At 67.2% G+C, this 12,303-nt stretch carries 12 protein-coding genes; 4 read left to right on the forward strand and 8 right to left on the reverse strand.

From position 1 onward, the window contains the following. Window positions 1–84: 84 nt before the first annotated feature. The 4 genes from pepN to G369_RS0132445 all read right to left on the reverse strand — a co-directional run bounded on the left by pepN (window position 85) and on the right by G369_RS0132445 (window position 5,574). Complete coding sequence (gene pepN / locus G369_RS0132430) at window positions 85–2,778, reverse strand: aminopeptidase N (protein WP_019658240.1); 2,694 nt, start codon at window positions 2,776–2,778, stop codon at window positions 85–87. Further along, entirely contained in the window at window positions 2,765–3,460 is a 696-nt protein-coding gene (locus tag G369_RS0132435; RefSeq protein WP_019658241.1) for an HAD family hydrolase, read from the reverse strand. Before G369_RS0132435 ends, pepN begins: the two co-directional genes overlap by 14 nt. A 5-nt stretch (window positions 3,461–3,465) precedes the next feature. Continuing rightward, a protein-coding gene (gene prfB, locus G369_RS0132440; RefSeq protein WP_099047499.1) for a peptide chain release factor 2 occupies window positions 3,466–4,570 on the reverse strand; the annotation gives its coding sequence in 2 pieces (ribosomal slippage) (window positions 3,466–4,488 and window positions 4,490–4,570; 1,104 coding nt in all). A gap of 191 nt (window positions 4,571–4,761) precedes the next feature. Then, window positions 4,762–5,574 carry a MetQ/NlpA family ABC transporter substrate-binding protein gene (locus G369_RS0132445; RefSeq protein WP_019658242.1) on the reverse strand — a complete coding sequence of 271 codons (813 nt, stop codon included), beginning with the start codon at window positions 5,572–5,574 and terminating at the stop codon, window positions 4,762–4,764. Between the two features lie 250 nt (window positions 5,575–5,824). On the opposite strand from G369_RS0132445, the gene G369_RS0132450 reads away from it, so the two are divergent. From G369_RS0132450 to G369_RS0132465, 4 genes are read left to right on the forward strand one after another with little or no spacing between them, the layout of a single operon-like run. Then, window positions 5,825–6,697, forward strand: coding sequence for a methionine ABC transporter ATP-binding protein (locus G369_RS0132450; protein WP_019658243.1), 873 nt, complete (start codon window positions 5,825–5,827; stop codon window positions 6,695–6,697). Then, window positions 6,690–7,352: a methionine ABC transporter permease gene (locus G369_RS0132455; protein ID WP_019658244.1), complete on the forward strand. Its 663-nt coding sequence runs from the start codon at window positions 6,690–6,692 to the stop codon at window positions 7,350–7,352. The genes G369_RS0132450 and G369_RS0132455 overlap by 8 nt, the downstream gene beginning before the upstream one ends. 34 nt (window positions 7,353–7,386) lie before the next feature. Continuing rightward, window positions 7,387–8,214: a MetQ/NlpA family ABC transporter substrate-binding protein gene (locus G369_RS0132460; protein WP_019658245.1), complete on the forward strand. Its 828-nt coding sequence runs from the start codon at window positions 7,387–7,389 to the stop codon at window positions 8,212–8,214. Between the two features lie 24 nt (window positions 8,215–8,238). Then, window positions 8,239–8,589, forward strand: a complete 351-nt coding sequence (locus G369_RS0132465; RefSeq protein WP_019658246.1) for a cupin domain-containing protein — start codon at window positions 8,239–8,241, stop codon at window positions 8,587–8,589. Between the two features lie 277 nt (window positions 8,590–8,866). On the opposite strand, the gene G369_RS0132470 is transcribed toward G369_RS0132465, so the two are convergent. The 4 genes from G369_RS0132470 to G369_RS0132485 all read right to left on the reverse strand — a co-directional run bounded on the left by G369_RS0132470 (window position 8,867) and on the right by G369_RS0132485 (window position 12,261). After that, window positions 8,867–10,219 (reverse strand): LLM class flavin-dependent oxidoreductase, encoded by a 1,353-nt coding sequence (locus G369_RS0132470; protein WP_019658247.1) that lies wholly within the window; start codon window positions 10,217–10,219, stop codon window positions 8,867–8,869. Next, window positions 10,216–11,049, reverse strand: a complete 834-nt coding sequence (locus G369_RS0132475) for a MetQ/NlpA family ABC transporter substrate-binding protein (protein ID WP_019658248.1) — start codon at window positions 11,047–11,049, stop codon at window positions 10,216–10,218. The genes G369_RS0132470 and G369_RS0132475 overlap by 4 nt, the downstream gene beginning before the upstream one ends. 139 nt (window positions 11,050–11,188) lie before the next feature. Beyond that, window positions 11,189–11,581: a DUF4150 domain-containing protein gene (locus G369_RS0132480; RefSeq protein WP_019658249.1), complete on the reverse strand. Its 393-nt coding sequence runs from the start codon at window positions 11,579–11,581 to the stop codon at window positions 11,189–11,191. A 41-nt stretch (window positions 11,582–11,622) separates the two neighbouring features. Then, on the reverse strand, window positions 11,623–12,261 hold the full coding sequence (locus G369_RS0132485; RefSeq protein WP_019658250.1) for a DUF3540 domain-containing protein: 639 nt from the start codon (window positions 12,259–12,261) through the stop codon (window positions 11,623–11,625). Window positions 12,262–12,303 lie beyond the last annotated feature (42 nt).

A 12,303-nucleotide genomic window follows, 5' to 3' on the forward strand; every position in this document is an offset into this window, starting at 1 on the left:
AACCGGCTTTGCCGGGCCGCAGGTGTTGCCCCCTGCAAGGGGGGTGGCGAAGCGACGCGAAGTGCGCGCAGCCTGGGGGTGTGCTCAGTTTCCTGCCAGGGCGCGGGTCACGACTTCATGCGTGTCCTTGCTCAGGTCGGGCTTGGCGGCCACGCGGGCAATGGCTTCGCGCGCGGCGCTGCGGTACGGCTCGGCCAGCTTGCTCCAGCGGTCGAGCGCGCGTGCGAGGCGGGCGGCGACCTGCGGGTTGATGGCGTCGAGCTCGATCACGCGCTCGCTCCAGAACACGTAGCCGGCCGCGTCGGGGCGGTGGAAGGCACCGGGGTTGGCGCTGCAGTAGCTGAAGATCACGCTGCGCGCGCGGTTCGGGTTCTTCAGCGAGAAGTCGGGGTGCTTCATCAGCTGCTTCACCAGTGGCAGGATGTCGCCGCCGCGGTCGGGCGCGCCGGCCTGCAGCGAGAACCACTTGTCGATGACCAGCGCCTCGTCCTTGAAGATGGCGTGGAAGCGAGCGAGCGCCTGCGCCGCCAGCGTGTGGCCCGACGCCACCAAGGCGTTGAGCGCGTTGAAGCGGTCGGTCATGTTGCCCGCGTCCTTGAAGCGCTGCAGCGTCTTGCCCGGCCACACGACGTCGCCCGAGGAGCGCGCCGCCAGGCACAGGAAATTGAGCGCCATGCCCGCCAGCGCGCGGCGGCCCGAGGAGGTCGGATCGGGGCTGTAGGCGCCGGTGTCGTGGTTCTCTTCATAGGCCCATTGCCAGTCGGCGAAGAGGGCGGTGGCCAGCTGCGCGCGCATGGCTTCGCGCACCAGGTGCACGCGCTGCGGATCGACCACGTCGAGCTGCTCGGCGATGTAGGTTTCCGACGGCAGCGTGAGCACCAGTTCCTTGAAGGCGGCGTCGAGCTGCGGGTTGCGCAGCACGCTGCGCATGGCGTCGATGTACGCCTCGTTCAGCACTGGCGTGGTGTCGGTGGCCAGCGCGGCAATGCCGTTCAGCGCGGCGCGCAGGCCAAGGCGCTGGCCGGCTTCCCAGCGGTTGAACGGATCGGGGTCGTTGGCCAGCAGGGTCAGCAGCTGGGCGTCGGTGTACTCGAAGTCGAGGATCACCGGTGCGCTGAAGCCGCGCAGGATGGAGGGCACCGGCTCGGCGTCGAGGCCCACGAAGGTGATCTGCTCGCCGGCGCGCGACAGCACCAGGGGGCGGGTGCCGCGCGTCACGTCGCTTTCGCCTTCGAGCTGCAACGGCAGTTCGCGGCCGCTGGCGTCGAGCAGGCCGATGTTCACCGGAATGACGAACGGCTCCTTGGTCGGCTGGCCCGGCGTGGGCGGGCAGCTCTGCACCACGCTCAGGGTGTAGCTGCGGTTCTGCGCGTCGTACACGCCGTGGGCGGCGAGGCGCGGCGTGCCGGCCTGGCTGTACCAGCGCTTGAACTGGGGCAGCAGGCGTGCGAGTTCCGATTCAGGGTTGGCGTCGGCGATCGCCTGCGCGAAGTCGTCGCAGGTCACGGCCTGGCCGTCGTGGCGCTCGAAGTAGAGCGTGATGCCCTTCTCGAAGCCCTTGCGGCCGACCAGCGTCTGCATCATGCGCACCACCTCGGCACCCTTCTCGTAGATGGTGACGGTGTAGAAGTTGCTGATCTCGATGTAGCTGTCGGGCCGAACCGGGTGGGCCATGGGGCCAGCGTCCTCAGGGAACTGGGCGGTGCGCAGCACGCGCACGTCCTCGATGCGCTTGACGGCGCGTGCCGATGCGTCGGCGCACAGGTCCTGGCTGAATTCCTGGTCGCGGAAGACGGTGAGGCCTTCCTTCAGCGAGAGCTGGAACCAGTCGCGGCAGGTCACGCGGTCGCCGCTCCAGTTGTGGAAGTACTCGTGGCCGACCACGCTCTCGATGTTGCTGTAGTCGGCGTCGGTGGCGGTGGCCTGGTTGGCCAGAACGTACTTCGTGTTGAAGATGTTCAGGCCCTTGTTCTCCATGGCGCCCATGTTGAAGTCGCTGGTGGCGACGATCATGAAGCGGTCGAGGTCCAGCGGCAGGCCGAAGCGGGCCTCGTCCCACAGCACCGAGTTGATGAGCGAATTCATCGCGTGCTCGGTCTTGTCGAGGTCGCCGGCGCGCACGTACACCTGCAGCAGGTGTTCCTTGCCGCTGCGCGCCTTGATGCGCTGCTCGCGCGCCACCAGCTTGCCCGCCACCAGGGCGAACAGGTAGCTGGGTTTCTTGAACGGGTCGACCCACTTCGCGAAGTGGCGGCCCTCGGGCAGCTCGCCTTGTTCGACGAGGTTGCCGTTCGACAGCAGCACCGGGTACGCGGCCTTGGCGGCGCGCAGGGTGACGGTGTAGCTCGCCATCACGTCCGGACGGTCGAGGAAGTAGGTGATGCGGCGGAAGCCCTCGGCCTCGCACTGCGTGAAGAAGGTGTCCTCGCTCACGAACAGGCCCATCAGCTTGGTGTTCTTGATGGGGCAGCAGGTGGTGAAGATCTCGAGTTCGAAGCTGTCGGGCAGGCCGTCGATGACCAGCTGGTCGCCCTCCATGCGGAACGACGCGCCCTGGCCGTTGACCAGCACGCGCGCCAGGTTCAGCTCGTCGCCGTCCAGGCGCAGCGGCTGCACCGGCGCCTCGGGGTTGCGGCGCATCTGCATGCGGTTGAGCACGCGGGTCTTGGCGGGGTCGAGGTCGAAGGTCAGGTCGACGGTGTCGATCCAGTAGGCCGGAGCGGCGTAGTCTTCGCGGCGGATGGCGATCGGTTGGCCTTGTGCGTCACGTAGCAGCATCGAGGGTCTCCAGAAATTTCGAATGGGCGAGTTCGTCGTAGTCGCGAACCGCGGCGATCACATGGGGGCCCGCCAGCTCGGCGGCGGTATGGGTGCTGCAGACGGCCACGGCGCGCATGCCGCCGCGGCGGGCAGCCTCGATGCCGAAGGGGGCGTCCTCGAAGACGATGCAGCGCTCGGGCGCAACGCCGATGCGGCGCGCGGCTTCCAGGAAGATGGCGGGCGTGGGCTTGCCGGTGAAACCCTCGTCGCCGCCCACGATGGCCAGCGGCAGCGGGTCCATCTTCAGGCGCGACATGGCGAACTCGATGTTGTGCCGGTCGCCGGCCGTGCCGACGGCCACCTTCAAGCCGCGTGCAACCGCCGCCTTGGCGAAGGCCGTGAAGCCCGCCACCTCGGTGAAGTTGTCGTGAAACAGGGCGCGGTAGATCTCTTCCTTCTCGTGCACCATGGCCTGGCACTCGTCGTCAGAAAGCTCGCGCTCGAACAACTCGCGCATGCTTTCCGTGCCGGTGCGGCCGGTGGTGCGGGCGAGGATCTCGCTCACGTCGAGCTTCACGCCGTGGTTCTGCGCAAACTCGACCCACGACCGCGCATGCCAGGGCATGGAGTCGATCATGGTGCCGTCCATGTCGAAGATGAAGGCTTCGACCTTGCCACCCTTCAGGCTTTGCAGGCTCATCGGTATCACACGCCCTGCTTGAGGGAGGCCTCGATGAACACGTCGAGGTCGCCGTCGAGCACCTTCTGCGTGGCCGAGACCTCGACGTTGGTGCGCAGGTCCTTGATGCGGCTGTTGTCCAGCACGTAGCTGCGGATCTGGTGGCCCCAGCCCACGTCGGTCTTGCTGTCTTCCAGCTTCTGCTGTTCTTCCTGGCGCTTGCGCATCTCGTGGTCGTACAGGCGCGAGCGCAGGCGCTTCCAGGCCACGTCGCGGTTGCTGTGCTGGCTGCGGCCGTCCTGGCACTGCACCACGATGCCGGTCGGGATGTGCGTCAGGCGCACGGCCGAGTCGGTCTTGTTGATGTGCTGGCCGCCGGCGCCGCTCGCGCGGAAGGTGTCGGTGCGCACGTCGGCCGGGTTGATCTCGATCTCGATGGAGTCGTCGATCTCCGGGTAGACGAAGATGCTGGCGAAGCTGGTGTGGCGCCCGCCCGAGGAGTCGAAGGGCGACTTGCGCACGAGGCGGTGCACGCCGGTCTCGGTGCGCAGCAGGCCGAAGGCGTAGTCGCCTTCCACCTTGATGGTGGCGCTCTTGATGCCAGCGGTGTCGCCGGGGGTTTCGTCCTCGAGCTGGGCCTTGAAGCCCTTGCGCTCGGCGTACTTCGTGTACTGGCGCAGCAGCATGCTGGCCCAGTCGCAGGCCTCGGTGCCGCCGGCGCCGGCCTGGATGTCGATGAAGGCGTTCAGCGGGTCGGCCGGGTTGTTGAACATCCGGCGGAATTCGAGCTGCTTGATGTCGGCTTCGAGCGCGGCGGCGTCATCCGCGATGGCCTGCAGGCCGGCGATGTCGCCGTCTTCCTTCGACATCTCGTAGAGCTCGGTGTTGTCGGCCAGGCCGCTGGTGAGCCGGTCGAGCGTGACGACCACGTCGTCGAGCGACTTCTTTTCCTTGCCCAGTTCCTGGGCCTTCTTCGGGTCGTTCCAGACGTTGGGATCTTCGAGCGATGCGTTGACCGTCCTCAGGCGTTCGGCTTTGGCATCGTAGTCAAAGATACCTCCGTAAATCGACCGTCCGGGCGCTCAGGTCCGCGAGCATCGCGCCGATTTGGTTGATCTGTTCTGCGTCCATGGGGTGTCCTGACTGTGTTCGGGGGAAACCGGGCATTTTCTCATGCTCCGGTGTTCCGCCGAGGAGGGCACCGTATTGCTCCTTTCCCCCTCTGGGGGAAGGGCGGATGGGGGCGGGCAGAGCGTTCCATGCGAGCACCGCTTGCCCCCACCCCGGCCCTTCCCCCAGCGGGGGAGGGAGAAAGACCGGATTCAGAACGCCGGAACCAGCGATCCCTTGAACTGCGTCTCGATGAAGCTCTTCACCTCCGGCGACTGGTAGGCCGCCACGAGGCGCTTGGCCCACGGCTTGTCCTTGTCGGCGCGGCGCACCGCGATCAGGTTGGCGTAGGGGCTCTTGGGCGATTCCTTGATCACCGCGTCCTTGTTCAGCGACAGGCCGGCCTTCTCGGCGTAGTCGTTGTTGATGGAGGCGATGGTCAGGTCGTCCAGCGAGCGCGGCAGCTGGGCGGCGTCGAGGGCCACCAGCTTCAGCTTCCTGGGGTTGGTCACCACGTCCAGCGGGGTGGCGTTGTTGTTCTTCACCGCCTCGGGCTTCAGCGTGATGAGGCCTGCCGACTGCAGCAGCAGCAGGGCGCGGTTGCCGTTGGACGGGTCGTTCTGGATGCCGACCGAGGCGCCGTCGGGCAGCTGGTCGATGGACTTGATCTTGCGCGAGTAGAAGCCCAGCGGCGCGGTGATGGTCAGGCCCACGGGCACGATGTCGAAGCCGCGCGCCTTGTTCTGGTTGTCCAGGAAGGGCTGGTGCTGGAAGGCATTGGCGTCGAGGTCGCCCGAGGCCAGGGCGGCATTGGGCAGCTGGTAGTCGTTGAACACCACGACCTGGATGTTCAGGCCGTCCTTGGCGGCGACCTTCTTGACCACCTCGAAGATCTGCTCGCCGTTGCCGACGGAGACGCCGACCTTGATCGAGTTCTTGTCCTGCGCGAATGCGCCGGAGCCTGCGAGGAGGGCGGCTGCCAGGGTGGCGAGGGCGAAGGTACGGCGGCGGAAATTGGTATGCATGTGCTTGCGCGAATCGGAAAAAACGAAGGCGCGAATGTGGCATTGCCCGATGCCGAAGGGAACGAACCAATGCTCATATCCATATGGCCCATATGGCGACGGAAAGCGGTGTAGGGTGTGCCCTTATGCGCTTTGGTGCATAAGCAAGCGCCGATTTGTTCGTTCCCTTTCGCTGCGTTTCTTTTCATACTCGGCACCTTTTTGCGAACCTCGCGACCTGCGCCACCCGCGCGGGCCGCGCTTCTTCTCCATGACCCACCCTACGCCTGACCAGGGCCGCGGCGATCACGCGGCGCCAGTCATCCGTCTCCAATCGGTGCAGAAATCCTTCGCCTTGCCCAACGGCGAGGTGTTCGACGCCGTGCAGTCGCTGTCGCTCGACATCCAGCAGGGCGACGTGTTCGGCCTGATTGGCAAGAGCGGCGCCGGCAAGTCCACGCTGCTGCGCCTCATCAACCTGCTGGAGCGGCCCGACGCGGGCCGCGTCTTCGTCGGCGGGCGCGACCTCACCACGCTCTCGCGCAGCGAGCTGCGCGACACGCGCCAGAACATCGGCATGATCTTCCAGCAGTTCAACCTGCTGCAGAACGCCACGGTGTTCGACAACGTGGCCTTCCCGCTGAAGATCCACGGCCGCCACTCCAAGGCCGAGATCGACGCGCGCGTGCGCGAGTGCCTGGCCCTGGTCGGCCTGGCGGAGAAGATCGACACCTACCCGGCCCAGCTCTCCGGCGGCCAGAAGCAGCGCGTGGCCATCGCCCGCGCGCTGGCGCCGCGCCCGCAGGTGCTGCTGTGCGACGAGCCCACCTCGGCGCTCGACTCCGAAACCACGCGCTCCCTGCTGGAGACGCTGCGCGACATCAACCAGAAGATCGGCGTGACCATCGTGATCGTCACGCACGAGCTGTCGGTGGTCGAGGTGCTGTGCCGCAACGTGGCCATTCTTGAAAAGGGTCGGCTGGTGGAGCAGTTCGCGGTCGATGCGGCCGGCGAGGCAGAACGCAAGACCGCGCTGGGCCGCGAGATCGACGAGCTGGTGCGCCGCCGCGAGCGCGATGCGCGCGAATCCCGCGCGGCGCAACCGTCCGCCCAGGCGGGCGCGCAGGAGCTGGCCTATGTTTGAGAACATCGCTCCCATCCTCCCCGAGCTGTGGGTCGCCACCGGCCAGACCTTCCTGATGCTGGCCATCGGCCTGTCGGCGGCCGTGCTGATCGGCGGTCCGCTGGGCATCCTGCTGTTCCTGCTGGGGCCGGGCCAGTCGCTGGAGAACAAGCCGGCGTTCCTGGTGCTCAACTGGCTGGTGAACACGGTGCGCTCGTTCCCCTTCATCATCCTGCTGGTGGCGCTGGTGCCGTTCACGCGGGTGATCGCGGGCACCTCGATCGGGCCGCTGGCGGCCGCGGTGCCGCTGTCGTTCGCGGCCATTCCCTACCTGGCGCGGCTGGTCGACCAGTGCCTGCGCGAAGTGCCGCGCGGCGTGATCGAGGCGGCACACGCCATGGGCGCGACCGAGCTCCAGATCGTCTGGCGCGTGCTCCTGGTCGAGGCCCGCTCGGGCCTGGTGCTGGCGCTGACCGTGCTGGCCGTGAGCTTCCTTTCCTATTCGGCCGTGGCCGGCGTGGTGGGCGGCGGCGGCATCGGCGACCTGGCCATCCGCTACGGCTACTACCGTTTCCAGACCGACGTGATGGTGCTCACCGTGGCGCTGCTCGTCGTGCTGGTACAGATCCTGCAATTCGCCGGCAACGCCACGGCACGCAGGCTCGACAAGCGTTGATCTTTCTTTCTTCCTCTCTTGTTTTTCCAATCTCATGAAGACCGTTTTCCTGCGCCGTTCCGTTCTCGCCCTGTCGCTGGCAGCCCTCTCGCTGGGCGGCCTCTCGCTGGAGGCCCATGCGCAAGACCCCGCCAAGAAGAACCTGGTGATCGGCGGCACCGCCGGCTCCAACGCCGATCAGCTCAAGCAGGGCATCGTGCCCATCCTCGAGAAGAAGGGCTACAAGGTGAAGCTGGTCGAGTTCAACGACTACGTCCAGCCCAACCTCGCGCTGGCCCAGGGTTCGCTCGACGCCAACTTCTTTCAGCATCAGGTCTACCTGAAGAAGTTCGCGGCCGACCAGAAGCTCGACCTCGCCGAACTGGTGCAGGGCCCGATCGCGCCGATGGGCGTGTACTCGACCAAGCGCAAGACGCTGGCCGACGTGAAGGAAGGCGATCGCGTGACGCTGCCGAACGACCCGAGCAACCTGGCCCGCGCGCTGGTGCTGCTGGAGCAGAACAAGCTGCTCACTCTGAAGACCGGCATCGATCCGCTGCGCGCCACCGAGAAGGACGTGGCCGAGAACCCGAAGAAGCTGAAGTTCATTCCGCTCGAAGCCGCCCAGCTGCCGCGCTCGCTCGGCGATACCGAGTACGCCATCGTCAACGGCAACTTCGCGATCTCGTCGGGCCTGAAGCTCACCGAAGCCGTGGTGCTCGAAAAGACGCCCGACTACTACCTGAATGTGGTCGCCGTGAAGACCGCCGACAAGAACACCCAGTGGGCCAAGGACATCGCCGATGCCTACCGCTCGAAGGAGTTCAAGGCGGTGGTCGACAGCAAGTTCCAGGGCTACGCCAAGCCCAGCTTCCTGCAGTAATCCTCCTTTCAAGAAAGGCTCCCCATGCCCGTTCTGGCCGTATTCGATGCTCAGGGAAGCTGGCGCGACACGCATGTGTGCGACGGCTGGATCACCGAACACCTGGCCGGGCAGGGCGTGAGCTGGGGGCGCGGCAAGAAGAAGGGGCAGCGCGTGCTCGAGAGCGCGGGGCTGTTCTATGTGCCGACCGCCGACGGCTATCTGGGGCTGCTGCTGGAAGCCGGCGAATGGGCTTCTATTCCAGCGGGCAAGCAGCATTTCTTCGACGCGGGAGAAGCGGAGTCGCTCGACGGCCTGCCTGCTGCGCTGCCGCTGTTCGAGGCCTTCGTCGAAGAAGTCCTGTCCCTCACCGGGAACGACGCCGACGAAGAGTGAGCTGGGGGCTCGGGGCGCGTGCACAGGCCGCCGGGTACTCCCCTCCGCGAATGTCCCCCGGGCCTGCGGCCCTCCTCCTTTATTTCGCTGCGGGGAGCACCCGACGCCCTGTGCACAGGGACGCTCTGCTTGTGCCGGCCGCATGAGCGCTGCGCTCGTCGATCACGACGATGGGGTGCCTTGCGCAGCGAAATAAAGGGGGAGGCCGCAGGCCGGAGGACATTCGCGGAGCAAGGTACCCCGTCGGCGTGATCGCTCCCTGAACAACAAGCCGTCTTCAGGCCGCCAGCCGCTGCGCCGTCCGTCCGGAGGGCCGCGCCAGCCCCAGGTGGTCGCGCAGCGTGCGCCCTTCGTACTCCGTGCGGAAAATCCCGCGCTTCTGGAGGATCGGCACAACGCCGTCGACGAAATCCTGCAGCCCGTGCGGCAGCGCGTCGGGCATCAGGTTGAAACCGTCCGCCGCACCGGCCCTGAACCAGCGTTCGATGTCGTCCGCGATCTGCTCCGGCGTGCCCACGACCACGCGGTGCCCGCCGCCGCCCGCGAGCTCACGGATCAGCTGGCGCACCGTGTAGCCGTGCGTGCGGCCGGCCGCGACCACCGCGTTGAAGAAGGTGTGGTTGCCGTTGCCGTTGGCGGGCAGCGGCAGGTTGTCGGGCAGGCGCTCGTCGAGCTTCAGCCGGTCGGGCGTGATGCCCAGGGTGCCGGCGATGCGCGTCAGGCTGTAGTCCCACGGGATCAGGTCGACCAGTTCGTCGCGCCGGCGGATGGCCTCGGCCTCGGTGGCGCCGACGATGGTGGTCAGGCCCGCGAGCACCTTCACCGCGTCGGGGCCGCGGCCCAGCTCGGCGGCGCGGGTCTTGAGCGCTCGTGCGTATGCCAGCGATTCCTCGAAGGACTGCGAGGCGGAGAACACCGCCTCCGCATGGCGCGACGCCAGCTCGCGCCCGTCGGCCGAGGCTCCGGCCTGCACCAGCACCGGGTGCCCCTGCGGCGAGCGCGGCAGGTTCAGCGGCCCCTGTACCGCGAAGTGTTCGCCGCGATGCGCGATGGCGTGCACCTTGGCCGTGTCGATGAAGCTGCCGCTGGCCTTGTCGCCGACGAAGGCGTCGTCCTCCCAGCTGTCCCACAGCGCCTTCACGATGTCGGTGAACTCCGAGGCGCGCGCATAGCGCTTCGCATGGTCGGGCACCGCATCGAGGCCGAAGTTGCGCGCCGAGGGCAGGTCGGCCGTGGTCACCACGTTCCAGCCCGCACGGCCGCCGCTCACGTGGTCGAGCGTCGCGAAGCGGCGGGCGATGTTGTAGGGCTCGTTGTAGCTGGTCGAGGCGGTCGCGATCAGGCCGATGTGCGTGGTGGCCGCGGCCACGCAGGCCAGCAGCACCGTGGGCTCCAGCGCTGTGATCGGGCGGAAGTGGATCTGGTCGACGATGGCCGCGTTGTCCGCGAGGAACACCGCGTCGAGCTTGCCCGCCTCGGCGATCTGCGCGGTGCGGACGTAGTGTCGGATGTCGGCGAACGCTTGCGGATCGCTCTCCGGCAGGCGCCACGCCGAGGGCACGAAGCCCGAATGGAGGATGTTGACGTTGAGGTGCAGCTGCCGCGGCGCGGTCTTGTTCGAAACGCTCATTGGGAGAAGTAGTCGGGCAGCCGGTAGCCGGCCCATGCCGGGTTGGCCCTGAAGAAGCGCTGGAACTCCGCCGACTGGTAGGCCGCCGCGATGTCCTGCGCGAACTTCGCGTTCTCGTTGCTGCGCTTGACGGCAACCACGTTCACGTAGGGCAGCGTCATGTTCTCCAGCTTGAGTGCCTCGGTGAGCTTCAGGCCCGACGCGATCGCGAAGTTGCCCTGGACCGCGGCAATGTCCGCATCGGCCAGCGAGCGCGGGGCCTGCGCGGCCTCGAGCGGCACCAGCTTCAGGCGCTTGGGATTGGTGACGATGTCGCGCTCCGACACCGAGATCGGGCTCACGCCCGGCTTGAGCGTCACCCAGCCGATGCCCGCGAGGATGTTGAGCGCGCGTGCTGCATTCACCGGATCGGAGGGCAGCGTGACCGTGGCGCCGTCGGGCACCGCGTCGAGCGACTTGTGGCGCTGCGAATAGAGGCCCATCGGCGGCGTCGGCACGTGCACCACCGGCACCAGGTCGAAGCCCTGCTGCTTGTTGGTGGCGTTGAGGTACAGCGTGTGCTGGAAGATGTTGGCGTCGATCTGGCCGCGCTCGACCGCGTCGTTGGGCTGAACGCCCTGGCTGAACTCGACGTACTTCACGGTGTAGCCCAGCTTCTTCAGCTGGGGCTCGATGCCGTTGGTGAAGGCGTCGCGGTAAGGACCGGGCATGAAGCCCACGCGCAGGTCGGCGGCGTGGGCGGAAAGCTGCGCCGCCACGCTCAGGGCGAAGCCGCCGAGCAGCGGGGCGAAGCGGCGCAGCCAGGACGGCGCGCGCGAAGAGGAAGACATGACGACAACTCCAGGGGGACGGCGGAAAGGAGTTGGGCACTCTAGGGCGCGATGCCCGGTAGGCGAACGAAGATTTGCGCGCTTCCTTATCCGCTGGCCGGATATGGGATGCCGGCCCGGTTCCGGCGGCCCCGGGGCTTCAGGGTGAGAGGATCATCACCTTGCACTGGCTGGGCACGATGCGCATGCCTACCATGTTGCCCCGGTTCTGCGTGCTCAGGCTGGTCATGCGCGTGGCCGGCGTGCCCTTGACCAGCACGGTGAACGCACCCGTCACGTGCCGCGATTGACTCATGAAGGTCTGCGAGACGATGCCGCCGCCCGCGCCGGTGGTGTCGCCCAGCGTGATCGGCGTGGTGGTCGCCATGTTGTGTGCGGGCATGCACATGAAGAGGATGTTCCAGGCGTTCGGTACGGCCGTGGGGCCGAACGCCATGTTGGGGTATGGGATGGGCGCCATCGCGGCGGGCGGCGTCTTGCAGACGTCGGGAAAGGCGAGGTCCATTCCCATCAGCTGGCAGTTGGCGAACATGGCGGTGCTCCTTTCGGCAATGAAGGCGGGCGGCGGATGGGTCAGCCCATGTGGATCTGCGTGGCATCGACCTTGACGAGATCGCTGGCCGTGACCACGGTGTGCCGGGCGTGCATGCGTGCCGTGCCGCCGGCTTCGCAGTCGAGATGGCCGACGCGGACCTGCTCGGTCTCGTCCACCACGCGCAGTACCCTGCGCGCCATCTGCACCACGCGGTCCGCTACCGATTCGAAGACCTGGCCGACCAGCCGCAGCCGGCCCACCGTGGCGTCGAGCGCCTGGCCCGTGAAGCGCATGTCGTCGACGCGGCACTGGCCGCTGTCGGCCTGCAGGTTCCATTGCGCGGCCCGCATCTGCAGTTCCGCCCCGCTGCTAAGCCGCAGGCCGGCCGGGCTCTCGATCGACAGCGCACCGGCCGCATCGAGCCGGCTGACCGAACTGTCGACCTGTTCGAGCACGGCGATCAGGTACACCCGCGCGCTGTCGGGGCCCGAGAGCAGCACCGTATCGCCCGCCTCGGGCCTCAGCAGGCAACTGGCCGCTCGGCGGCAGCGCCAGCTTTCCCCGTGTTCGTCTTCCACCTCGAATTCGGAATCCGGCAGCGAGGCCGTCAGCCGGCCGACGAAATGGACCGGGGTGGCGGTCGTTGCGAGGCCGGGGCGCAGTGGAACGACATTCATGGCTTATTCCTTTTCGAGGTTGGCGGATGTGTTTCTCGGAAA

The organism is Variovorax atrisoli 110B (assembly GCF_000382045.1).
Lineage (GTDB): Bacteria > Pseudomonadota > Gammaproteobacteria > Burkholderiales > Burkholderiaceae_C > Variovorax > Variovorax atrisoli.